This window comes from Rothia nasimurium, from assembly GCF_928381415.1.
In the GTDB taxonomy this organism is placed as follows: Bacteria; Actinomycetota; Actinomycetes; order Actinomycetales; family Micrococcaceae; genus Rothia; species Rothia nasimurium_H.
The window spans coordinates 1-24,346 of the sequence record NZ_CAKMSF010000008.1 but is presented as its reverse complement, the minus strand read 5'-3'; the positions used below and the strand labels follow the sequence as shown (position 1 = coordinate 24,346).

General features: G+C 53.5%; 20 protein-coding genes, 1 pseudogene and 1 riboswitch. Of the genes and pseudogenes, 7 read left to right on the top strand and 14 right to left on the bottom strand.

Annotation, left to right across the window (positions count from 1 at the left end; genetic code table 11):
• Positions 1-62: 62 nt before the first annotated feature.
• Positions 63-914, bottom strand: a complete 852-nt coding sequence (locus tag L7A20_RS10095) for an NUDIX hydrolase (protein WP_237223394.1) — start codon at positions 912-914, stop codon at positions 63-65.
• A 126-nt stretch (positions 915-1,040) separates the two neighbouring features.
• Between L7A20_RS10095 and L7A20_RS10090 the strand changes: the two genes are divergently transcribed.
• Both L7A20_RS10090 and L7A20_RS10085 read left to right on the top strand, forming a co-directional pair.
• The gene (locus L7A20_RS10090) at positions 1,041-3,263 is read left to right on the top strand and encodes an NADP-dependent isocitrate dehydrogenase (protein ID WP_237223392.1); all 2,223 of its coding nucleotides are present in this window, start codon (positions 1,041-1,043) and stop codon (positions 3,261-3,263) included.
• Positions 3,264-3,561: 298 nt separating this feature from the next.
• The gene (locus L7A20_RS10085; protein ID WP_237223390.1) at positions 3,562-5,808 is read left to right on the top strand and encodes an AAA family ATPase; all 2,247 of its coding nucleotides are present in this window, start codon (positions 3,562-3,564) and stop codon (positions 5,806-5,808) included.
• Between the two features lie 595 nt (positions 5,809-6,403).
• On the opposite strand, the gene L7A20_RS10080 is transcribed toward L7A20_RS10085, so the two are convergent.
• From L7A20_RS10080 to L7A20_RS10055, 6 genes are all read right to left on the bottom strand, one after another.
• The gene (locus L7A20_RS10080) at positions 6,404-7,267 is read right to left on the bottom strand and encodes an NgoMIV family type II restriction endonuclease (RefSeq protein ID WP_237223388.1); all 864 of its coding nucleotides are present in this window, start codon (positions 7,265-7,267) and stop codon (positions 6,404-6,406) included.
• Positions 7,248-8,210: a DNA cytosine methyltransferase gene (locus L7A20_RS10075; RefSeq protein ID WP_237223384.1), complete on the bottom strand. Its 963-nt coding sequence runs from the start codon at positions 8,208-8,210 to the stop codon at positions 7,248-7,250. The genes L7A20_RS10080 and L7A20_RS10075 overlap by 20 nt, the downstream gene beginning before the upstream one ends.
• Positions 8,211-8,553: 343 nt before the next feature.
• Positions 8,554-9,009: a hypothetical protein gene (locus L7A20_RS10070; RefSeq protein WP_237223383.1), complete on the bottom strand. Its 456-nt coding sequence runs from the start codon at positions 9,007-9,009 to the stop codon at positions 8,554-8,556.
• Positions 9,010-9,024: 15 nt separating this feature from the next.
• A riboswitch (SAM riboswitch) is annotated at positions 9,025-9,140 on the bottom strand.
• Between the two features lie 47 nt (positions 9,141-9,187).
• Positions 9,188-9,808 (bottom strand): thymidine kinase, encoded by a 621-nt coding sequence (locus L7A20_RS10065; RefSeq protein WP_237223381.1) that lies wholly within the window; start codon positions 9,806-9,808, stop codon positions 9,188-9,190.
• 246 nt (positions 9,809-10,054) lie between these two features.
• A complete protein-coding gene (locus L7A20_RS10060; RefSeq protein ID WP_237223379.1) occupies positions 10,055-11,533 on the bottom strand; it encodes an amino acid permease in 1,479 nt (492 codons plus the stop codon).
• A gap of 114 nt (positions 11,534-11,647) precedes the next feature.
• On the bottom strand, positions 11,648-12,103 hold the full coding sequence (locus L7A20_RS10055) for an OsmC family protein (RefSeq protein ID WP_237223378.1): 456 nt from the start codon (positions 12,101-12,103) through the stop codon (positions 11,648-11,650).
• A gap of 134 nt (positions 12,104-12,237) precedes the next feature.
• On the opposite strand from L7A20_RS10055, the gene L7A20_RS10050 reads away from it, so the two are divergent.
• Positions 12,238-13,071, top strand: coding sequence for an AzlC family ABC transporter permease (locus L7A20_RS10050; protein ID WP_237223376.1), 834 nt, complete (start codon positions 12,238-12,240; stop codon positions 13,069-13,071).
• A complete protein-coding gene (locus L7A20_RS10045; RefSeq protein ID WP_237223375.1) occupies positions 13,064-13,390 on the top strand; it encodes a branched-chain amino acid transporter permease in 327 nt (108 codons plus the stop codon). The genes L7A20_RS10050 and L7A20_RS10045 overlap by 8 nt, the downstream gene beginning before the upstream one ends.
• A 253-nt stretch (positions 13,391-13,643) precedes the next feature.
• Here the strand turns inward: L7A20_RS10045 and tpx are convergent, their stop codons facing one another.
• Positions 13,644-14,138 carry a thiol peroxidase gene (gene tpx / locus L7A20_RS10040; RefSeq protein WP_237223373.1) on the bottom strand — a complete coding sequence of 165 codons (495 nt, stop codon included), beginning with the start codon at positions 14,136-14,138 and terminating at the stop codon, positions 13,644-13,646.
• A gap of 130 nt (positions 14,139-14,268) precedes the next feature.
• On the opposite strand from tpx, the pseudogene L7A20_RS10035 reads away from it, so the two are divergent.
• The 3 genes and pseudogenes from L7A20_RS10035 (at position 14,269) to L7A20_RS10025 (ending at position 18,057) form a co-directional block, all read left to right on the top strand.
• Positions 14,269-16,631, top strand: a pseudogene (locus L7A20_RS10035) (ATP-binding cassette domain-containing protein).
• Between the two features lie 90 nt (positions 16,632-16,721).
• Positions 16,722-17,372, top strand: coding sequence for a TetR/AcrR family transcriptional regulator (locus L7A20_RS10030; protein WP_237223371.1), 651 nt, complete (start codon positions 16,722-16,724; stop codon positions 17,370-17,372).
• A complete protein-coding gene (locus L7A20_RS10025) occupies positions 17,365-18,057 on the top strand; it encodes a TetR/AcrR family transcriptional regulator (protein ID WP_237223369.1) in 693 nt (230 codons plus the stop codon). The genes L7A20_RS10030 and L7A20_RS10025 overlap by 8 nt, the downstream gene beginning before the upstream one ends.
• Positions 18,058-18,158: 101 nt before the next feature.
• On the opposite strand, the gene L7A20_RS10020 is transcribed toward L7A20_RS10025, so the two are convergent.
• The 6 genes from L7A20_RS10020 to L7A20_RS09995 all read right to left on the bottom strand — a co-directional run bounded on the left by L7A20_RS10020 (position 18,159) and on the right by L7A20_RS09995 (position 24,218).
• On the bottom strand, positions 18,159-18,836 hold the full coding sequence (locus tag L7A20_RS10020; protein WP_237223367.1) for a hypothetical protein: 678 nt from the start codon (positions 18,834-18,836) through the stop codon (positions 18,159-18,161).
• Between the two features lie 163 nt (positions 18,837-18,999).
• Positions 19,000-20,376: an MFS transporter gene (locus L7A20_RS10015; RefSeq protein WP_237223365.1), complete on the bottom strand. Its 1,377-nt coding sequence runs from the start codon at positions 20,374-20,376 to the stop codon at positions 19,000-19,002.
• Between the two features lie 23 nt (positions 20,377-20,399).
• Positions 20,400-20,756: a zinc ribbon domain-containing protein YjdM gene (locus L7A20_RS10010; protein WP_237186053.1), complete on the bottom strand. Its 357-nt coding sequence runs from the start codon at positions 20,754-20,756 to the stop codon at positions 20,400-20,402.
• Positions 20,757-20,878: 122 nt separating this feature from the next.
• Positions 20,879-21,337: a hypothetical protein gene (locus L7A20_RS10005; protein ID WP_237223364.1), complete on the bottom strand. Its 459-nt coding sequence runs from the start codon at positions 21,335-21,337 to the stop codon at positions 20,879-20,881.
• 144 nt (positions 21,338-21,481) lie between these two features.
• Entirely contained in the window at positions 21,482-23,065 is a 1,584-nt protein-coding gene (locus L7A20_RS10000; RefSeq protein ID WP_237223362.1) for a hypothetical protein, read from the bottom strand.
• A gap of 490 nt (positions 23,066-23,555) precedes the next feature.
• Positions 23,556-24,218, bottom strand: coding sequence for an EcsC family protein (locus tag L7A20_RS09995; RefSeq protein WP_237199208.1), 663 nt, complete (start codon positions 24,216-24,218; stop codon positions 23,556-23,558).
• Positions 24,219-24,346 lie beyond the last annotated feature (128 nt).

Sequence of the window (24,346 nt, the reverse complement as noted above, 5' to 3'; positions counted from 1 at the left end):
TACGGTATCACCAGCACCTGTTGAGGTGATAGCGTATTACCCTCCCCTTCTTAACATTGCTCCTAGCTGACAGGCAAACGAGCAAAAGTTCCGTCGTCCATACCTGCACCAAGGTAGGCATCTAGAACCTGCTCTGCGTGGTGCGGGGCAAGAACCCGAATAATGGCCAGAAGGTCTTCTCTTGTGTTCAGGGGTTGCTCTACTGCCGCCGTTAAAATAGGGGCTTCTTCCGCGGCTGCCGCCCCAAAGATGATGTGCGGTGCGCCGTGGATACGGTCACGACAAATACCCAAAGCGGTGTTAAGTGCAAAGAGGTTGCGTCCTTTGATCCCGGCACGAGCGCAGGTCGCCTGATAGCTGAAGCGGTTCTGAAATTCCACCTGCATGTACAAGGTATCTACCAGGTTTTGGAGTTCAGCAACTTTTGCCTCTAGGTCTCGATACTGGGCCACGCTAACCGGGGCGTCCGCGTCCTCAAAATCATCGCCGGTGAGCAGCGGGAAAATATGCTGAGTATTCAGTGGGGCCTGGTTGCTATGGTCATCGCGCGCAGGGTCGGGGTGCACCCACCTAATTTCCTCAATTTCAGCGCTGGGCGCGGCCTGCTCTAGATCAGCAACACCCCCGGCAGTTACCAAGAGGTAAACATGGGCGCGGACGGTTCGCCCCGCTTCGTTGAGGGCCGCCGCCTGGTAGGTACCCACATTCATCAAGGAATAGCGGTCGAGAACAAGGCCCAGTTCCTCGGCAGCTTCGCGGCGAGCGGTTTCTTCGGCGGTTTCGCCCGGCTCAGGTTTACCGCCGGGAAGCATGAACCCTGTGGTGCTGCGTTTGCGAACAGTGAGCACCTCACCCAAGGCATTACGAATGACAAGTGCAGAAACAACAATCGGGGCTGAAGTATCGATGCTCATATCAGTAACCCTATCTCAGTAGCCGATTTATCTTGTCACACAGGCACTTCTTATTTAGTGAGCGCTGGCACATCGTTGTATTCTTGGAAATGAAACTGCCCACAAGCGACAAGGGAGACGCCCTTCATGGCAAAGATTATCTACACCCACACCGATGAGGCTCCGCTGCTGGCGACCTACTCCTTCCTGCCCATTCTTGAGGCCTATGCTTCAACCGCCGGTGTTGAGGTAGAAACCCGCGACATTTCACTTTCGGGTCGTATTCTGGCTCAGTTCAGCGATATCCTCCCTGCAGAGCAGCAGGTAGCGGACGCCCTGACCGAGCTGGGCGAGCTGGCTAAGACCCCCGAAGCTAACATCATCAAGCTGCCCAACATCTCGGCGTCCGTGCCCCAGCTCAAGGCCGCTATTGCTGAGCTGCAGGAAAAGGGCTTCGCTATCCCCGATTACCCCGATGAGGTTGTGACCGAGCAGGATAAGGACGTCCGCGCCCGCTACGACCGTGTCAAGGGCTCAGCCGTGAACCCGGTTCTACGCGAGGGCAACTCAGACCGCCGCGCTCCCCTGTCTGTTAAGAACTACGCCCGCAAGAACCCCCACTCCATGGGTGCCTGGTCAGCAGATTCCAAGACCAATGTTGCAACCATGGGCCACGACGACTTCTTCTCTAACGAGAAGTCCGTGATTATTGAGGCTGACGATACCCTGAAGATCCAGCACGTCGGTACCGACGGCACCGTGACTGTCCTGAAGGAATCTGTGCCCGTACTGGCTGGTGAAATCGTTGACGGCACCTACATGAACGTGGCTGAACTTGATAAGTTCCTGGCCGAGCAGGTTGCCCGTGCCAAGGCTGAGGGCGTGCTCTTCTCGGTACATCTGAAGGCCACCATGATGAAGGTGTCTGACCCCATCCTCTTCGGCCGTGTTGTGCGCGCCTACTTCTCCGAGCTTTTTGAGACCTACGGTGAGCAGCTGGATGCCGCCGGCCTGAACGGTAACAACGGCCTGGCCGCTATCATCTCCGGCATTGATACCCTGCCTGAGGATATCCGTGAGGACGTCCGCGAGCTAATCCACAAGGGTCTACAGGAAGGCCCCGAGCTAGCCTACGTCAACTCTGACAAGGGCATCACCAACCTGCATGTCCCCTCAGACGTCATTGTGGACGCCTCCATGCCCGCCATGATTCGTACCTCCGGTCAGATGTGGGGCGAGTCAGGCCAGCAGGCTGACACCCTGGCCGTCCTGCCCGATTCTTCCTACGCTGGCGTCTACCAGACCGTCATCGAGGACTGCCGTGCCAACGGCGCCTACGACCCCACCACCATGGGTACCGTGCCCAACGTGGGTCTGATGGCCCAGAAGGCTGAGGAGTACGGTTCACACGACAAGACCTTCCAGCTTGAAGCGGACGGCACAGTTCAGGTGGTGAACTCTGCCGGTGACGTTCTCATTGAACACGAAGTTTCTGCCGGTGATATCTGGCGCGCCTGCCAGACCAAGGACATCCCCGTTCAGGACTGGATCAAGCTGGCCGTCACCCGCGCCCGCGACTCCCAAACCCCCGCGGTCTTCTGGCTCGATAAGAACCGGGCCCACGACGCAAACCTGATTGCCAAGGTCGAGAAGTACCTGCCCGAGCACGACACTTCAGGTCTGGACATCCGCATTCTGGCTCCTGCTGAGGCAACCCAGTTCTCGATTGACCGTATCCGCAAGGGCGAGGACACCATTTCAGTCACCGGTAACGTACTGCGTGACTACCTGACCGACCTCTTCCCCATCCTGGAACTGGGTACCTCAGCCAAGATGCTGTCCATTGTTCCGCTGATTAACGGCGGTGGCCTCTTTGAGACCGGTGCTGGCGGCTCTGCCCCCAAGCACGTTCAGCAGGTTCTGGAAGAGAACCACCTGCGCTGGGATTCTTTGGGTGAATTCTTGGCCCTGGCAGCTTCCTTTGAGCACCTGGCCAAGACCACCGGCAATACTTCTGCCCAGGTTCTAGCTGACACCCTGGATAAGGCAACCGGTACTTTCTTGAACGAGAACAAGTCACCTTCCCGACGTGTGGGCGAGATTGATAACCGTGGCTCGCACTTCTACCTGGCTAAGTTCTGGGCTGAGGAGCTGGCTGCTCAGGGTGAGGACGCCGACCTGGCGGCTAAGTTCGCTCCGGTGGCTGAGGCTCTGGCTGCCAACGAGGAGAAGATTGTGGCTGAGCTGCTGGACGCCCAGGGCTCCCCCGCAGATCTGGGCGGCTACTACAAGCCCGAGGACGCCAAGGCATCAGCCGTGATGCGCCCGAGCGCTACCCTGAATGAAGTGGTGGATGGGTTGAAGAAGTAAAGAATCTATCCATAGAGGCCCTAGTGCTCCTTTAGCGCCAGGGCCTCTGTTGATTTCAATATTTCATCTTGTCTATCTATTCTTTCAACACCTTAAAATTTTTTATACGCCTCCATCAACTTATTCAAAATAAATGAACAACAGTTCACCCAAACAATAATTAAGAAAAAATTTAATTTTCAATCAATTTATAAAAAATTTAACACTGTCTCAAGATTGCCAAACAAAATTAACAGAATAGATATTTCCACCTAAGAAATTTTAATATTTCAAGATTAGCTCATCCAAAGAGGTAAAAATGATAAAGACCATCAACGTAAGCTCCCTGCATCCATTCAATGGAAGTTGTGAGGAAATTTCTAATCTATCAAACGTTAATTTCATATATGCACCCAACGGCTCAGGGAAAACTTCTATTAGCAATCTAATTAAAGCATCTGATACAGATATTGTTTGGGAATCCGGAAAAAAAATAATTAAAGTTTTTAACAGAGACTATCTGAAATCCACCTTCACTTCAGATAATAGTGAGCCGGGGGTCTTTCAAATGGGCGAAGACGCCGACTCAGCGGTAGAACAAATAGAGATTCTAAATAGAGATATTGCTGGATATAGGAGAAGACTCACTGGCAAGAACGAAGCTAAAAATAAAAAGGAAAATGAGATACAGCAAGAAGGTGAAAAACTAATAGATTTTATCTGGGAGCAGCGGAGAACGATACCCGAGGCTATCAGAAGAGAAGTAGTAGGTTTCGGGAGAAAGGATAAATGTAGAGAGAAGTGCGTTTCAGCTATCGAAAAAATAAATTCACCTGCGCCCGGAGATGAGGAAACCAGCCAAAGAAATTTTAGCACAATAGAAGAGCTTGAAGAAAAGGCAAGAGTGATATTCTCTGATGAGGCTCAACCTCTTGAAGAGTTGCAGTATTTACCAGCAACTGACGAATTTAATTTAAACGCCGTATATGAAATCTTATCTTCTCCCTTACTCTCAGCCTCAGAATCTGAGTATGCTCTGAAGGTAAAGAAAAACAATAACTTCGACTGGGTGAAGGAAGGGGTAAATGATATCACAGATAATGTGTGTCCATTTTGTTTTCAAGAACTCCCTGCTGATATCCGAAGTCAAATAGAAAATATAATCGATGAGAGCTACTCAAATAAGATAGAGCTTCTCACTAGTTCAAAATCTTTAATCGAAGGATTTATTAGTGATGTTAAATCATTTTATGAAATGAATAGATGGGTGGATCAACAATTCGGCGACCTCAACCTTAGCATAAATTTAGAAAATTTTATTACAAAAATTGAACTTTTCCTTACAGAAATTTCTAAGAAGCTCTCTCATCCTTCCAGCACCCACGAAGCCTACTGGCCTGAGGAATATCTTGAGATTAATCAAATTATCAACAGAGCCAACAAAAAAATAAAAGATTTTAATGAGATGGTTAGTTCCTCTAGAGAATTAAGACGAAATTTCGAAGATGAAGTGTGGAAATCTTTTGTAATTAGCAGAGGAATTAAAGCTAGGTATACCGAGTACTTAGAGTCGGTAACCTCTATACAGTGTCAAATAGAAGGAATAAATAGAGGAATAATAACTCTAAGAAATTCTTTAGACAGTAAACGAACTGAACTTGAAACGTTAAAGAGGTCTTTGCAAACCTCAGCCTCAGTAGCTGCTAAAATAAATAATCTACTCAAGATATGTAATTTCCACTCTTTCTATATTGATATAGATGAAAGGAATAATGGTGGATACTTTATTGTTCGAGATGAAGGTCAGAGAGCAGATGTAAATACACTTAGCGAAGGTGAAAGAACCTTCATTACCTTCTTATATTTCTTACAAACAGTTGAAGGAATCACTATTGATGACCCTTCAGATAAAATTGTCGTACTAATCGATGACCCTATTTCAAGTCTCGACTCTGATGTCATGTTTACTGTTTCAATGTTAATTCGCGATATGATTGAAAAAGTAGCCTCAGGAAATCACCCAACCATCAATCAAATAATTTTATTAACACACAACACAAGATTTCATAACGAAGTGTGCTACAAAAATAGTAGTAGGTACCCACTGTCCTATTGTTTTTATAAAATTTTGAAGAAATCTCCTCAGCCAAATAGCGTTGAGAACTACGGGCAAATCAATCCTATTAGGACTAGTTACCAAGAGCTATGGGACCAAATTGCCCTGGCGCAGGAAGATTTGCATGGAAATCACCCATGGCTTCCCAATACTATGAGAAGAATAATCGAAAGCTATTATTCCACACTCGGAGGAGAGAACAATCTATATCAGATTGATGCTGAGATGGATTTCGAAGAAAGAATAATTCATAACTCACTAATAGCATGGTCACATAGTGGCTCACATACAGTCATGGATTTCGATTCAATAAACTTACAGAGTCACAGCAATGAAAAATGGCTATCTGCATTTAGGAATTTATTTGAAAAAACAAATAATTCCGCTCATTATGATTCCATGATGCATAGGGCCACCCATTACGTTAATAGCCTGCGGAGCGAAGTTTAAAATTACTTAAAGTCTAGACAGAGAACCCAATAGCATCATTTTTATCCAAAATAATAATAGTTGCTAGGCGTTTCTACCACCCAAGAAATTTCCAGATAATCGAAAATTTCACATGCTATGCGATAGCTACCCATATGGATTTTTCGATTATCTGTGAGATTTCAGAATATGCGTCATCAGCTTCTAATGAATGATTAATGCCCCATACGACCGATAGCGGATTCCCAAAAAATTTTCGATTGACGGATACTTCAAATTATAGTCAAAGAATAGATAGATTTCGGCGCTGGCTAAGGCAATCTGTATATCAGTCAGAGAATCAAAGTAAAAGATATAATCAGAGATATAAGGATCCGATTATATTTCATTTTGGATTATCATATAGCATATGAGAGTAATCATCTTTTAAAAGTCTCATATAATAACTGTTTTATTTAGGTTCCGGATATACTTATACGTTCTTAAGCTTAGCCTCAAAAGCTAGCTTCCCTAATAATCCAGTCATCAGAAAAATTTTTAGAGGAAAAACAATCCGTCCACCGAAGTTAGAAATCTGACTTACTAATCCAGCCCTTAGTATCGTCTATAGCCTCGACTAATCTGCAATATCTAAAACCAAATCTGATATATCTCTGAGCCTATTACCTTGAGTCAGGATATTGAGCATATTCACTGCTTCATCATTTTCTGAAGCAGCTACTGCCTTTTGAAGTTCATCTAGTGCGAAATGATACACCATATCGATATCGCCTGTGCCCAATGCTAGAGAAGCTAAACGAGACGGAGTAGGCTCTCCAGTTACCACCACAATATGCGGAGTACGTCCCTTACGATTCCGAATAATATTCAGGGCCTCAGAACGGGCGTTCTGAGCACGGTCGCTACGCAAGGTCCATTTACAACTAATAATCGCTTCGACAAACTTTGCTTCACTATTGATAAGACGGCGAGGCGTCAATCTCGCAACTAAATCATCAACACGAGAAGCGTTGCCGTTGAAGTACACATCAGGCTGGGGAGACCGAGTCATAATCACATCAGGACTAATATCATATGAATTACCCAAGACCGTAGACAAGGTCGGGTCTGATTCCACAGCACCCGCAAGTTGCTTCAAATGCAGGTAAGGCACAAACTCAGCCAGATAAAAGCCATGCCCACGCTTCACCACATGCTCAATGGCTGTACCCGGTGGTACCAAATGGTTAAACTCAGCCAATGCTTTGCTCAGAAACCGAGTCGTCGCAGCTTCAAAGGCATGCCCAGCTGTCTGACCGGCTAGCTTTTCACCACCAGGAGTAACTCCAATCTGTTCAGCAATAGATAAAGCAATAGCTTTGCTCGTCTTCTGTGAGCTATCAGCGTTCGAAGCCACCCCACTCGCAGTGACGGCCAAGACACCTAAATCGATGAGCTCTTGATGATACTCCTGCCGAAGTTTACGCAGCGACGCTACCATTCTTCACCTCAATATTCTTGTTCAAAAGATTTGCGATTTCAGAACCAATAGCGCAAGAAACCGGAGGTGGAAATGCATTCCCCACCTGGCGGTATGCAGCGGTCTTCCGACCAGTAATCTGCCACTCATCTGGGAAACCCTGGATACGTGCGGCCATACGCACAGTCAATCTGGGCATGTCAGCGAATCCCGGCTCTGGGGCGTCCTCAGCAATCGATTTACCGTTTACACCCATATCAGCCCAGGCCTGCTTTGCGCGTGTTGGCCCTAAATCGGGCCCGCCGTGTTTCTTCGAGCCCCCCACCAAGGTAGGAGCAATCTTCTGCGCTCCTTGAGCCCAGGCGTCCGCACCCTCCCAACCGTTAGAAGCCATCAAGTCCACAAGGGTATTCCCTACCGTGGGAGCCTCATCAGGGCGTTGCTCAGGCCAAACAAAACACCCCTCTAAATCTTTATGAGTAGCAACCAAAATACTGCGAGGACGCAACTGGGGTACACCATAATCAGAAGAGTTAATCAGTCGCCAATCAACGACGTAGCCTAGGTCGCCCATAGCTTTGATAATCTCATTTCGATAATCAGCAAAACGCTTCGATAGAAGGCCCTTAACGTTCTCAAGCATGACGGCTTTGGGCTCAAGAGTCTCAATAATCTCAAGGGCTCGGGGGAAAAGGTCACGCTCATCGTCAGCACCCAGCTGTTTGCCGGCAACGCTAAAAGGAGGGCAAGGCACGCCACCGGCAAAGAGATCTACACCTTTGAACGGTGAAGGGTCCCATTCATTGAGATCAGCCTCAACCACGTTCCACTCAGGACGATTAGCTCGAAGAGTATTGCAAGCATCTGGGTCAATCTCAACGGCTGCTAGATGCTCGAACCCAGCCATTTCTAGGCCAAGAGCTTGGCCACCAGCACCGGCGCAAATCTCAACTGAAGTCAGCATACATGCGTCTCCCCATCAACTCATCACAATCTTCGAATATATATTCGACTTTTTTCAACTATACATGTGTTCACGAGAGCTGGGAACCCTCACTGCCAACTGTATTAGTCTATGACGTTTACGAGTTGAATCAGCATTAAACTCATGAGCGTTACACCTCATACTGAAGGCGCATTGAACGAAACTACCAACAAATGAAGTACACAGCCGAACGGCTCTGTCGCAACCTACCTACTACGTTGTTCACCCGTCCAGTGTTTCGAAAGGAAATTGATTAGGTGAAATTATCAAGACGGTCGGCTACAAATCTAGTCCGTAGCCGACCCCTCATCTATACTCTCAGCTAGCGATTTTCAGCGGTAACGCAAGCGGTTAAGGGTTCCGGTGAAAGATGACTTAAAGAAAAGATCTTGTCATCTCGCAACCCAAGCAGCTGATGTTCCTCATTCCATAGAAGAAGAGGAGCACCGGCGTCCCTCCTCTCACCCGATGCGTCGCGGACCTGGCCGTCCGTCGCGCCGAGGAACTCAAACAAACGAGCAGAATCATGATGCCAGAAATTCCGGCTTTGCCCGTCGATTTTCAGTTGCACGCGCGTACCCCGCACAGCCATAATCGTAGCTTCCTGCCAGGTCATGTTCGACGCATTGATACCAATTGCCGGGACAATTCCATGCCCCGCCGAGTGCAGAGTGCACCGCTGGCTAAGCGGCACGTTCATCCGCTGATCGGTGTGAGAAGAGCCTGAAGTAGCTTTTACTGAAGCTGAAGACTTTGAAAAAGGGAAAAATGAAACCACAGTGGGCCTCCTAAATAATCGCGCTTTCACCGGGCCTTTTGGCGGGTGACCGATTTTCCTTTGAGGGCACCGTCTGCGTCAGGCGGTTGCCAGCCAACAAGTCAAAGGGCTTTACGTTGGGCTTCTGAATCGTGATGACTACTTTAGCAGGAAAAAATCCACACGTGCAAGAGGGCTGCTACTGGTAGAGCTTGCCGCCCGATTCTTCCAGGTAGCAGGTGGGGCAGAGGGACTCGTAGCCCACATGCACGCCGTCAATGGCCACCTGGTCACCGGCAAAGACGAATTTTCCATCAACGGTGCGACCATTGAACAAAGCCTTGCGTCCGCACCGGCAAATAGTCTTCAGCTCTTCAAGCGTATGGGCGATCTCCAGCAGGCGGGCAGAGCCGGGGAAAGCCCGCGTCCTAAAATCCGTACGAATGCCGTAGCACATCACCGGCACGTTCTCTTCCACCGCAATCCGCATCAGGTCATCCACCTGCTCAGCGGTCAAAAACTGGGCCTCATCCACCAGCAGACAGGAGACGGGCAGATGCCAGTGCATGCGGTCATCATCGGCATTAGGCTCAGCAGCAGCGTGGAAGAGCTCGCGCACAGAGTCGTCCGCACCCACCAAAAAGTCAGCCTGGCGAGTCACACCCAGGCGGGACACGATCTCAGTATCGCCCTTGGTATCAACCTGCGGCTTGGCCAGCAGCACCCGCTGGCCCCGCTCCTCATAGTTATGGGCAGCCTGCAACAGCGCGGTTGACTTACCCGAATTCATGGCGCCAAAACGGAAATAGAGCTTAGCCACGCGGCCACACCTTTCAACCTAGAACACTTACACAGAAAACAAAACCAAACCACACCATTCTAGCCCGGCCCGCTCCCCCGCTCACAGGCGTCCGCGTCCCGACCAAACGACTTTGTACCACGCAGTGTTCAGAAATCAGTCTCAAAGTGGGCAGGGGCTGGTACAAACCGGAGTCAATGCACCTAGGTATACAAAAAGGGAGGACCCCGGAAAACCCCGGTGCCCTCCCTGTTCCTCACAAGTAACTTACTTGCCTGAGACCTCAAGGCCTGAGACGTCCACGTCCTTGAGCGGGATAGTCTTTGAGCCGGTTACCAGCTTGTGCACCAGCCAGACACCAATAATGATGGGCAGACCGATATAGGCCGAGACAACCTCGAACCAGTGCCCAGCGAAGATAGCGTTGTAGTTCTGGCCGGCAATCACCAGCAGGCACATCAGCAGCGCAACGATGGGGCCAATCGGGAAGAGAGGGGCCTTGTAAGGCAAATCATTAACATCGTTACCCTGAGCCACGTAGGCGCGGCGGAAGCGGTAGTGGCAGATAGCCACACCCACCCAGGTGATGAAGCCCGATAGGCCAGAGATGTTAATCAGCCAGGTGTAGGCAGAACCCTCGCCCACCACGGCAGAGACGAAGCCGAAGAGGCCGATAGCGGCGGTCATGAGTAGGGCGGGCATGGGAATACCGCGGGAGTTCACGCGGGCAAAAATCTTGGGAGCACGCCCCTCCAGAGCCAGGGCGTAGAGCATACGGGATGAAACGTAGAGGCCCGAGTTACCGGCAGAGAGAATCGCGGTCAGAATGACGGCGTTCATCACCGAAGCGGCAAATGCAATACCCAGGTTCTCAAAAACCATGGTGAAGGGTGAGTAGGCGATATCGGTGGCGTCCGCACGCAGCAGGTTGGGGCTGGTGTAAGGAATCAGGGTACCGATAATAGCGATAGCACCGATGTAGAAGAGCATGATGCGCCAGAAAACGCTCTTGAGGGCTCGGGGCACATCGCGGCGGGGGTTCTCGGATTCACCTGCGGCAACACCGATCATTTCGGTGCCCTGGAAGGAGAAACCAGCGACCATGAAGATAGCCAGGACAGAGAGGAAGCCGCCCTTGAAGGGAGCTTCACCGTCGGTCCAGTTGGAAAAACCGTTGTCGTGGTTGCCCAGAATACCGAAAATCATGGCGACGCCAGCGATCAGGAAGACGATCACGGTGACCACCTTGATGGTAGCCAGCCAGAACTCTGATTCGCCGTAGGAGCGAGCCGAGAGCACGTTGATGCCCAGGATAATGGCCAGGAAGACGCCAGCCCAGATCCAGCCGGGGACGTCCGGAAGCCAGTAGGACATAATGACGCCGGCAGCCACCAGCTCAGCAGCTACGGTAATGGCCCAGTTGAACCAGTAGTTCCAGCCCATGGCGAAGCCGAAGGAGTCTGAGACGTAGCGGGAGGCAAAGGTCTGGAAGGAGCCTGCAACGGGCAGGTTTGCTGCCATTTCGCCCAGGGACTGCATGAGGAGCAACACCATGATGCCAATCAGGGCGTAGGCCAGCAGGGCGCCGCCGGGGCCGGCTTCAGCGATGGTGGAGCCGGAGGCAACAAAGAGGCCGGTGCCGATGGCGCCGCCGATGGCGATCATGGAGAGGTGGCGGCTGGCGAGGCCACGCTTGAGCTCTTCTTTGGTCTGCCCGGTGGGTACAGACTGCGCTTCAGTAGACATAGTGTGCTGCTACTTTCGGTGGTAATGAGCCCCCAACAGTTTTGCTTAGGGGGCATAAGACAAACTTTAGATTACCACCGCGAGCGCCCTGCACCCCCGGGTGGGCAGCGTGATTTAGCTCTGCTTATCTTCGTTGATGAAGGTGACGGACGCGCCGTGTTCGACGGTGCGGGAGACGGTGCAGTCTTTTTCGGCGGAGAGTTTGATCAGGCGGTCGACCATGGAACGGGCTTTTTCGCCGTCTTCGGTGGCGGGGAAGCGCACGTTGAAGCTGACTTCGATGTCGTCGAGACTGACGGCCTTGTTCTCGTCGACCTTGCGCAAGCCCGAGGAGTGTACGGTGAAGGTTTCGGGTTCTGATTTACGGCCGGTGACCACATCGACGTCGATGGCGGAGCAGCCAGCGATAGCGGCTAGGAGCAGTTCGACGGGGGTGAGCAGCCCTTCGCCCTGGCCAAAGTCGAGGGTGTCGCCCTTGGCGTTGGTGGCGCGGTAGTGGCGGGAGGCGACCCGCTCGACGGTCACGGCGCGGTAGTTGGGGTCTTCGGTGCGGGTAGTCTTGTCGGTCATGGTTCTTCCTTACTGTGGGGGGAGGGCGGACGCCGGTACCCGGGTAACGGCGCCAGCACGGGTTTTATTTCTGAGGAGGCAAGCAGTTACATGCTGATCAGAAAATTGGAGTTCCTCTAGTTTTATCTAAACTTATGGCTATGCACCACACCAGCCCAGATACAGGTCAGCTCTCAGCGCCTTCTACCCCTGCCAACCTGCCGGCCCCCGCCAGCGGGGCGACGGCGTCCGCCCCCATTACGGGGGAACACATCAGCCAGCTGCCCGGCGAAAGCGGCTTTAGGGAAGGCCTGCGCGTAGCCGGTGTCCTCTGCATTGGCTTTGTGGTCATGGGCATGGGCCTGGGCGTGCTGGTCGCTTCGGTGGGCCTGCCCTGGTGGGTTGCCCCGGCTCTCTCAGCTATTGTCTTTGCCGGGTCGGTGGAGTTCCTGCTGGTGGGCATGATTGCCGCCGCTGCGCCACTGAGCCTGATTGCTTCCACGACCCTGCTCATGAACGCCCGGCACCTGGTTTACGGCATCTCCTATCCCCTGCAGAACGTCAAGGGGAACCTAGCTAAGGCCCTGGCTGTGTATATGCTCTGCGACGAGGCCTATGCCCTGAACACCGCCCCGGGGTCGCAGAATTTTCGTAGCTCCCGCATCATGACGGTTTCTGTGGTGCTCTGGCTCTCCTGGTGGGGCGGCTCCACACTGGGCGTGATTCTAGGAGCCACTTTTCTCTCCCATTTAGAGGGCGTTGACTTCGTGATGACCGGTATGTTCCTGGTGCTCTCTATCGACGCCTACCGGGCGGTCAAGGACCGGATCACAGCGTCCCTTGCGGTAGCTGCCTCGCTGACGGCCATCGTCCTTGCCCCGCATTCTATGCTGCTGGTGTCTCTGCTGACCCTGGTGGTCCTGCTCACGATCCGTCACCTTGCCGCCCAGCGTGCCACTACCCCTGCGAAGGAGGCTCCCCGTGCCTAGCACCGGTTACATTCTGTCAGCTATTTTCCTGGCCGCCGGCATCACCTTCGCCCTGCGACTGATTCCCTTCGGCGTGAAGTCCGTGCTCAAAGATTCAGCTCTGGTTGCTAACCTGGCCGCCTGGCTGCCCATGGGCGCCATTATCTGCCTGGGCTTCTACGTGCTGGCAGAAATCGACTACTCTTCCCGCGAGACGGCCCTGCCCTACCTCGCCGGAGCGGTAGTAACTGTTGCTACCCACCTGTGGCGGAAGAACCTGGCGCTCTCCCTCATCGTAGGTACAGCGACCTGCGTGGTACTTGCTAACTGGGTCTTCTAAGGAGATACCGCCAAGAGGCACCTACCAAAAAAGCGCAGCAAACATACTCGGAGCCGACTGGCTGGGTCTGGCGTGAATCGCGACGAGCCTCTAGGCGAGGAGCGAGAGGGTCAGTCGGCGAGAGTATGTTTGCTGCGCTAATTTAATTTATTGCGCGGTGTCTCTGTTTTAGAGAGCGGCGAGCGCCCCAGCGCGAGCTGGGAGAGGGTCAGCAGGCGGAAGGGATATACCCACCGCGTAAGTGATGTTGGTTTTAGAGAGCTGCGAGCGCTGCCTCGTAGTCGGGCTCGGTGGTGATTTCGTCGACGAGCTGGGTGTAGACGATTTCACCGGCGGCGTTGACGACGACAACGGAGCGGGCCAGCAGGCCGGCCAGGGGCCCGTCGGTCATGGTTACGCCGTAGTCTTCGCCGAAGGAGTCGCGGAAGGCTGAGGCTGAGACAACGTTTTCGATGCCTTCAGCGCCGCAGAAGCGGCCCAGGGCGAAGGGGAGGTCCTTGGAGATGCACACGACGGTGGTGTTCTCGAGTTTGGATGCTTCTTCGTTGAATTTGCGGACGGAGGTGGCGCAGACGCCGGTGTCGATGGAGGGGAAGATGTTGAGGACCAGGTTCTTACCCTCGAATGAGTCTGAGGTGACTGCGTCAAGGTCGGTGCCCACCAGGGTGAATGCGGGTGCTGTGGAACCTACGGCGGGCAGGTCGCCTACGGTCTTTACGTCATTGCCTTCAAGATGTGTAGTAGCCATAGTTGTATTGTGGCGCAGGCAACCGGGGTGGTGCAAGGTGTTGCGCTGTGCGGGGAACCGCGGGTCTTAGCCGGGGTGGGCGGTTCGATAGACTGGTGTGCAGCTAACTTTCGCACTTTAGGGAGATTTCGTGTCTGCAACCCACCCCGCTGATTCCCATCAGACTATTCGTATTACGGGTGCCCGCAATAATAATCTCAAGAATGTTTCGGTTGAGATTCCTAAGCGCCGTCTGACGGTCTTTACCGGTGTGTCGGGGTCGGGTAAGTCGTCCTTGGCTTTTGGTGTGGTGGCGGCTGAGTCTCAGCGTCTTATTAATGAAACCTATTCGGCTTTTGTGCAGGGTTTATGCCGCATCAGGATCGGCCCGATGTCGATGCGATTGAGGGGCTGACCAGCGCTATTATCGTTGACCAGGAGCGCCTGGGGGCTAACCCTCGCTCAACGGTGGGCACTGCAACCGATGCCCTTCCCATGCTCCGTATGCTCTTTGCCCGTGTGGGCTCCCCAAATCTAGGCTCCCCCACCGCTTTTTCTTTCAACCAGGCAACCGTGCAGGGCACCGGGGCTCGTAAGGTAGGTGACGGTAAGGCCGAGCACGTTACTTTCTCCCGTACCGGCGGTATGTGCAACCGCTGTGAGGGTCTGGGCCGTACCAGCCAGATTGACCTGGCTGAACTTTTTGATGAGAACCTGACCATGGAAGATGAGGGCTTCTTCAAGGTCCCCGGTTTCTCTACCAGCGGCTGGTCCGCCCGCCTCTACAAGGAGTCGGGTCTCTACCCCACCGATATTCCGATCAAGGATTTCACCGAGCAGCAGCGTGCCGATTTCCTGTATAAAGAGCCCACCAAGATGAAAATTGCGGGCATCAATATGACCTATGAGGGTCTGCTACCCCGCATTGAGAAGTCTATGCTCTCCAAGGATAAGGAGGGCATGCAGGCCCATATTCGCGCCTTTGTTGACCGGGCCGTCACTTTTGTCCCCTGCCCTGACTGTGGCGGCACCCGCCTGTCGCAGGCTGCCCTGGCGTCCAAGGTCAACGGGGTGAACATTGCTGAGCTCTGCGACATGCAGGTTACCGACCTGCTTGCCTGGGTGCGTGAGCAGGACATCCCCGAGGTCGCTCCCCTGCTCGCTGCGCTGGAGCACCTGCTCGACTCTATGGTCACCATCGGCCTGGGCTACATTGCCCTTTCCCGCTCTGCCTCCTCGCTCTCAGGTGGTGAGGCCCAGCGCGCCAAGATGGTGCGCCATCTGGGTTCCCCGCTCACCGACGTCACCTATGTCTTTGACGAGCCCACCGCGGGCCTGCACCCCCACGACGTCACCAAGATGAACGAGCTTCTGCTGCGCCTGCGCGACCGCGGCAACACCGTGCTGGTGGTAGAGCATAAGCCCGAGACCATCGCCATTGCCGACCACATTATCGACATGGGCCCAGCCGCCGGTTCTGCCGGTGGCACCGTGGTCTACGCCGGGGCCTTCGAGGGGCTCAAGCAGGCAGATACCGTCACCTCCCGCCACTTCTACGACCGGCAGGGACTTAAGGACGCCGTCCGCCCGGCTACCGGGGCCCTGCAGGTTGTTCACGCAACCCGCAACAACCTCAAAAATGTCTCGGTGGCCGTGCCCACCGGCGTCCTGACCACCTTCACCGGCGTTGCCGGGTCTGGTAAGTCCTCCCTGATTACCGAGCTCCTCGAGCAGCAGGCAGATAGCGAAGAGCGCATCATCTACATCGACCAGGCCCCTATCAAAGGCTCGCGCCGTTCCAACCCGGCTACCTACACAGGCCTGCTCGAACCTATCCGCAAGGCCTTCGCCAAGGCCAACGGGGTCAAGCCCGCCCTCTTCTCAGCCAACTCTGAGGGCGCCTGCCCCGAATGTAAGGGCACCGGCGTGATAGAAACCCAGCTGGGCTTCATGGAAAAATCCACCGCCGTCTGTGAGGCATGCGAGGGCAAACGCTTCTCCCCCGGCGTGCTCGAATACCGCCTGGGCGACAAGAACATCAGCGACGTTCTGGCCCTCTCTGCTGCCGATGCCCTCACCTTCTTCAGCGCCAAAGACACCAAGCTGGCCGCCGCCACCAAAATCCTGCAGCGCCTCGTCGATGTGGGCCTGGGCTACATCGCCCTCGGTCAGCCCCTCTCCACCCTCTCCGGCGGCGAGCGCCAGCGCATCAAACTCGCCACCCACATGGCAGAACCCGGCGGAATCTACATCTTCGACGAACCCACCACCGGCCTGCACCTGGCCGACATTCAGCAGTTCCTTACCCTGCTCGACCAGCTGGTTGACGCCGGCACCACCGTACTCTGCATTGAACACCACCAGGCCGTCATCGCCCATTCTGACCACATTATTGACGTTGGCCCCGAGGCCGGCCACGGGGGCGGTACAATCGTCTTTGAGGGAACCCCCACTGCCCTCGCCGCCGCTGCTACCCTCACCGGCGAGCACCTGGCGTCCTACCTAGCGTCATAAAACCCCGCCGCACCACGTCATAAAGGCGTTCTCCCACGAAAAAAGACAGGGTGCGACGCCTGTAACCACACCATCATCTAAAGTAAAACTGTGCCAAAACTCATCAACCACGAAGAACGAAAACAAGAAATCGCCCAGGCGGTCTGGGCGGTGCTCGCCCGTGAAGGCGTCCGCGGCGTATCTGTGCGAACCGTAGCCGCCGAAGCTGGCATCTCTACAGGCTCTCTGCGCCACGTCTTCCCCTCCCACGAAGAGATGATGCAGTTCTCTCTCGACTATGTAGGCAAGCGCTTCATTAGGTCCCTCACCAGCCGCACCTTCAACTACGAGCTGATTTACAGCCTCGAAGAAATCTTCACCGAGCTCTCCCCCGTCTCTGAAGACGGCAAGCTCTTTATCACCGTGGTTGCGGGCATGCTGGCCGATGCCTCAACGATTCCCGGTATCGCCAAGATTCTGCAGTCCCATGAAAAGGACTTCCTCTACGCCTATGGCTTCTTGCTCAGCCAGCTGCGGGCCCAGGGCTTTGTGCGCGACGATATCGATATCGACCTAGAGGTAGAAAAGCTTGTAGCTCTGCTGTGGGGAATTAATTGTCTCTACCTGCTCACCGATGGCGAGGCAAGCGACGAAGAGCTCATGGCCCCCATGCTCACCCACTTCGAGACCCTGCTTGAAATCTTCACCTACCCTGAGGATCAGGATCTCGACTACTTCAGTCAGGAGTTCTTCAGTGCCTAAACTCATTGACCACGACGAACGCAAGAAAGTCATTTCCCAGGCAGTCTGGAAACTCCTCAACGAGCGCGGCGTCAGAGCTATCACCATTCGCAAGGTGGCAGCCGAAGCCGGTATTTCCACCGGTTCCCTGCGTCACTCCTTCGACAGCCGCGTCGAACTTGTCACCTACGCCCTGGAACTTATCGGTGTAGAGACCGAGGCCAGTATGCGGGCGGTATCGGTACAGGGGCAGGACGTGCTCAACACCATCAAGATTCTTGAGCACTTCATCCCACTCACCCCGCGCTCCCGCGCGGTTTCCCGCATCACCCTGGGCATGGTGGCCGAGCTGCGTTCTACCCCCGAAATTAAAGATATTTCGACTGCCAGCCTGGAGCGCATCCGCACCCTCTTCTACGATATGCTGGTGCACCTCGACGAGGCAGGACAGCTTAAGGCCGGAACCGATATCAAGGTGCAGGCTAACCAGCTGACCATGCTCAGCTACGGTCTGACCACCAAAGCTATTATCGGCGGTAAGGGATCAGACCCCGTCCACCTTAGCTACATCTTCCGTTCCAGTATTAATGAATTGCTCGTACACCCCGTACCCTACGCAACCCAGGAAGACATCGACGAATTCATTGCCCTGTCTGAGGGCGTGGGCGAGCTGCACACCCCCGAAGAGACCGCAGAAGAAAACTAAAAGCGGGGCAAACCTATAGCGAAACTCTTTAAACGCCACAGTGGGCGGAACCGGTACCGGTTCCGCCCGCTGTGTGTATAGGCTTCTGGCTAAAGTACCTGCTACCAGGCGAAGCCGATAGAATCCTCAATCTTCTTCACGAAGTCAGGGTTGGCCTCGTCGACCAAGATAGCGGCGTGCATCAGCTCGTGCCCGTTATCCAGGGTGAAGATATAGCCGGGGGCGTTACTCGAAGCAAAACGTACCTCGGAGCGAATCACACGCACGCCGTCTTCGCGGGTGTAGTTAATGGTCTCAATGGTCTCATTGATAGACCAGGCCGGGGTAAGGCGGGCGACGGTTTCTTTCTCCATCTCTTCGGCGCTGCGCCCCTGCTCATCGTTATAGGGGGTGCCCACCATAAAGCGGCCTGCGGCGTCCTCTGCGCTACGGTAGTGGGTGAACTGGTAGGTGAAGATTTCTGCCTGGGAGGGAGCGGCGTCCTGCACGTAGTCCTGGGGGACGAAGAAGGTCACGCCGTTCTCGGCAAAAACGGTGCCCGGGAAGGGGTCTTCGGGAGTGGGCTCAGGGGTCGGCTCTGCGGTGGTGGGTTCGGGAGTCGGCTCCGGAGTGGGCGTTGCGGTGGTCGCCTCAACGGAGGGGGTAGGGCTGGGCGATGCTGAACTTGCGCTTGCCGAAGCGGTCTGCGGGTCAACGCGGGTAATCACTTCTTCCTGCTGGCAGGCGGTGAGGGCCAGCAGGGCAAGGCTAGTGAACAGGACGACTGATTTTCTGGTCATGTTTCCTTCACAGGTTAAGGCGTGGTGTGCGGCTTTTAATTCTAAAGACCGCAGTAGCACCTGCCCAGTGAAAACCGGAAAATGTGGGCAAGATACCGTGCCCCTCCCCGCGCATTTGCTGCCTGTCGACTGGGAGGGGCGGCGGGCGTCCGCCCCTGAGAAACTAGGACGCCTGTGCCCGGCCTGCCAGCTCCCGCTTGGCCTTGGGGTAAAGCAGGGCAATCATGAGAATACCCAGCAGAATTACCGGGATGTGGCTGGCCATAGCCCAGCGGAAGGCCTCAAGGGTGTAGGTTTCGGGGGTGCCGGCGCCGAGACTGTCAAGAATCAGGCCGATCAGGAACACGGTGGTGAGGGCCCCTACGAAGCCTCCCATATTAGCGATGCCCGTGGCTAGGCCGCGCTGGTGCTGGGGCACGTGCGAACGCACCACCTCAAAAGCTGCCATGGATACCGGGCCGTTAATGCCCAGAGTAATAGCCGCAGCGTACACCAGGGCGGTGGGGGCAATTCCGGGCCAGAAGAAAATCAGGGACCACAGGCTGAGGTTGAGCAGGCTGCTACCCACCGCAATGTGCACCCGGTAGGGAGAAAAGCGGGAGAGAATCGAGCCGGTGAAGAACCCGGCAATGACGATGGAGGCCACCACTGTGCTGACGATGCCCGAGGCCAAGGCCAGGCTATAGCCCAGGCCCCCTGTCAGGAAGGGCATGCCCCACAGCAGCATGATGGAGAAAATCATGGAGGCCGTCACGTAGTGCACCCAAAAGGCCAGGCGCACTCCCGGGTAGGCCAGTACCTGCCTGATAGAGGCCGCAAAGCCTGGGTTTCCTGCTGGGGGTAGTACAGGTAGAGAGTCTGTGACGGGGTAGGGGTGGTCGGCGCGGGCCCGGTTGGTTTCTTCCTGGTCAGGGAGCGGACGCCGGGCGGACGCGCTCCCCCGTCCGCGCCGGGCTCGGCGGCCCAGCCCCTGGGCTACGGTAGCCCTGCCGGGAGCCGGCCTGAGCGTAAATAGGGCCAGGATCAGAAGGCAGGAACCGATAGCGGCGAGAACGGTAAATCCGCCCTGCCAGCCCAGGGCACCCACCAGGGTGACCAAGGGCGTGACGGCAACCAACTGACCCATCTGACCCATATTGGCGCTAATTTGGTTGACCACCGGAATCTGTTTAGGGGTAAACCAATCTGAAATCAGACGAATCAAGCTGACGAAGATACAGGCGTCCCCGCTGCCCACCAGCACACGCGCCAGCAGGGCCAGGGGCACAGTCTCACTCTGGGCCAGGAGAAACTGGCCAGCCGTCATGAGGGTCAGGCCGATGGCAATCAGCACCGGCGCCCCCTTACGATCGAGCAGAGCGCCCACCGGCACCTGCCAGCTGGCGTAGACCACCAGCTGCAGCATGATGAAGAGGGAAATAGCTGTAGCCTCTACCCCAAAGTGGGTTTGGGCAGTGGCCCCCAGCGCCGAGAAGGAGCTGCGGTTGATAATCGAGAAAACGTAGGCGGCTATGGCAACCGCCCACACCAGCCATTTCACGGGTGGGCCACTGCTTTCGGGGGTTAGTTGCTCTTCTTGACCACGGAGGACTTCAGGTACATCTGGCCTGCGCCGGGAACCTTAGCTTCAATATCGTGGCCGTTGACGGGGCTTTCGAGCAGACGGATACCGCGAACCTTGGTGCCAGCCTTGATGTCAGCACCACCCTTGACCTTGAGGCCCTTGGTGATGGTGACGGAATCGCCGTCCACCAGCTCATTGCCGACAGCATCGAGCACCTTGGAGCCGGTCTCTTCTGCCTCAGCAGCATCGGTTTCGGCCCACTCGTGGCCGCACATGGGGCAGACCCAGAGGTCACCCTGCTGGTAGGAGTACTCTTCAGAGCAGGCGGGGCAGGCGGGTGCGGGGGCATCAGACATGGGGGTCTCCAAAAGTTAGGTGGTGTCTAGGTCGCTCCCCATTATCCCAGATAGAAGCACAAAACCTCCCGCTCTTCGATTATCCGAGGGCGGGAGGGTCTGCGCTTGAGCGTGAGGAGGCTTTACTTGGTAGTCGCGGGGCCTTCGTCGTTCATATCGGTGGCGGGATCTGAAACAACATCGGCAGGGACATCGTCGACCAGCTTCTGGGCCTTCTTGTCAGCCTTCTCGGCTTCCTTTTCGGCCTTAGCTTCTGCCTTTTCTACCTGCTTCTCGGCCTTAGCCTCGGTGCGGGCGTCCTTGACCTCTTCAGCCTTTTCCTTGGCTTTCTCGGTGCCTGCGGCAGCAGCTTCCTTAGCCTTTTCGGCACCTGCCGCAGCGGCTTCCTTGGCCTTTTCGGCGACGACGGGGGCCTGTTCCTTGATGGTTTCTTCGGCGGTCTTGATGCCGTTTTGTACCTTGGGGTCGTTCCAGACGTTGGCGGCCTGGGTCTTGATCTTTTCGTACTGGCCGCGGCCTGCGCGAGCACCCAGCACGTAACCGATACCTGCACCGGCGATAAACGCTAGACGTGCTTTCATGATAAACCTTCTTTCATCAGTGAACTTGTTATCACCTATTGTGCCAAAGCATGCTTACGAGAGGTGAACGACACACCGCACACCCATTTAAGATGCCATCGAAAAAGTGCAAGTGCCCCGCACTTTTCGCGGGGCACTTGCACTTTAAGACAGGCTCTTACTTGTTCCCCATCCCCCCGATAACTGCTTTTGACCCTCCAGCTCGAAGATCGGGTCATTCTTTTTCTCGTCTACAGGAAGATTCATTACGGTTGCCAAAATATCTGCTAGCCTACGAGCCTTAGATAGGTTCTCCCCAGAAGTAATCCACCGATCAAAATCAACCTGGAAATTTTGATCCTTTGTGATGATATGCAGCTGAGGGTCACGGGACTTTCGTTCATCTAAACGCACATAGCGAATATCGGCCAGGGGGTGAAGCTCTCCCACCAGCCCCTTCTTCCGCAAATCTCCGTAGCTCACAATAAAGAAGTCTGTCTCTGTGATTCCCAAGTATGAGTTGGTGAAACCCTCATTAACATCCGCAAAAGCCAGCAACCGAGCCCCAGGAGGCAAGGCCCACCGAAGAATACGATAAAGTGACTCTTCAACTTCCTGGTTAAATACGGTGAAACTTGGTTCTGGTTGTGCTGGCGCGCTGTAAGCTTTTCCAGCTAGCGCTGAGACTGCTTGGGCTAATGATTCCGCCTTGTCAGCTGAATTTAGGCTGCGTCGACCCTTTCCAAAAGGTATACGAGCCAATCCTCCCTCTGGGGTAAGTTCCTTGATCAGATTCAACTGTTGAACGAGTGTACTCAACAAGTTCTCAAGTTTTTTACGTGATTCCTCATATTCATTCTCAGTAGTAGCCAGAACAGTTTCTAACAGGTTATATGCACCCTCATCTAAGCTAATATGCGCCGACCGCAGCACATTCCAGCGATGTCTTGTCCATTCGGCCAGCAAAAGACCATTAGCGTCATTGAGTATGGCCTGTTCATTAGCTTCAATGTAGTTTCTCTGCTCATCTATATTTGCTGACAAGGCTGAGAGGTGCTTTTGTACGTTATTTGAAAATAGCTCACGGCTTTTAATAATTTCTGATTCTTTGCCTTGGATAGGTTCAAAAACATGCCCTGTTACCTGACCAACCGAGCGTGCTTCATCAAGAGCTTTTGAAACTACCTTATCTAAGGAGATAAGCGTTGCCCACCGGTCTTCTTGGGTGGCTTGGCGAATCTCGTTAATAGCTTGCCTAGTTAGTTCAAGATTTTCATCAAGTTTACGGTTAATTGTTGCAACCTGATGGGCAACTGCAGCTAATGCCAGGGTTGGCAACATTCCAGGACCGGTGAGTAGAGCAGCCGTTTCGGGTGGAAGTTTGGTCCACTGTAGCGATGCACCGATGCTACTTCCCTTCATGAGGGAACCGTAATTAACCAAACCATTTGTCATCGGAGCCATGGTTTCCAGGTCTTTCAAGGTTTTGGGGGTAAGTTGAACCAGCCCCTGCAAGACAGCCCCGGTCTGGACAAATTGGCTACCTACGCTTCCGGCGTTGAGAAGCATCGATAACCCATCAGCAAGTCGCGCGTTAGTCTCATTATTGAGTAAGTCAAATGACATTGTTTCTAGCCCAGCCACTGAATCTTTAGAGTATAGGGCAGCAATACCGGGGCGCAACTCAACAAGAGCAATTTCAGCTGCAGTTTGCAGGTTCTGTTCTTGATCTCTCTTTTCTTCAGACATACCATTTCCTCATGTAAAAAAATTATTAAAACACTTTAAGAAAATTATTAATAGGAAAACTTACCGATTACCTAAAGGTGACTACAAGTATTTCAGAATATCCGGTATCACCAGGTCTTGGCACTCTTCGCACTGCGATGCTAGCAGTTTTAAATATCTCTACATCAACATGAAGCTAAGCTTGCGAACGATATCCTATTTCTAGACAACTCAGAACTAAAATATTTCAACACCATCATTATGCACAAAACAACTCTCTAACCAGCAAAACCCCCAAAGAAACAAAATTTTTTAATATATACGAAGGAATATTCCACTAAGCAACCCCTTCCCCGACGCACAAACCTGTACCCCGGGGAAGGTTTATAGGAAATTACGAGAATCTGCAGTTACACATCAAACGAAGCAACATAAAAATTATCGCCTTCCTGTATTTGCAAGTGCCTGCAACGCTTTTTCCATTGCCTCATTTTCTTACACAATCTGGCATCTAGCCATCAGTGTCACCCAAAGGTTCATAGGGAAAGTTTTTCTGAGCATGTTTACCTATCGCTGTCATCCCTACAACATTTATTCCAGCACCAACCCCACCTGCAACAACAGGAATCACTTTTACTAAGTTAATCGCACCTTTTTCACCAAACTTAGTAAGTAATCGAAATCCAACCTTCTTGTTGATCTCAATCAGCGCCCGCCCAGGAAGCTTTTTTAGTGCTGCTACACCACTTTTTCCGGCGACATTGATTCCTAGCTTATTTACTACTTCGGTACCGATTGCCCCAATTAGAGACACAAGAATGATTGATTTGACCTCTTCATTCTCCAAGTCATAACCCTGGATTACTGCGATGGCTCCTACCATTCGGGTTGCTTGCAAATAGTAAACTGAGAGATCAGCTGGGATGGCCACTGGGAGTGTCGCGAGACCTCCCAGACCAGTAACAAAGCCAGCTGTTCCGGTTGTACGAGCATGTAAAGCAATCACTTTCTTAATAGCTTTATTGCGATCGCCTCGCGTACTTTTCAAAGCTTCCTCAGCTACTTGCTCTGCGCTTTTGAAGGTCTTGCTTCCCTCCACGCCTGATTTCAGAAGAAAGCTAGTCAGCTGTTCAGCTTTAGTAAGAGCAGTTTGCTGAGATTTAACCTGAGACATGGAGGCTTATTCAAAAGTAGACACGCACCCCACACCCACCAACTAGACAACGGCCCCACCCGCGGCAAAAATATGAGCGTTAAATCTCTACAAATAACCTCAAGCCATACCGGACAAGACCGTTGCTA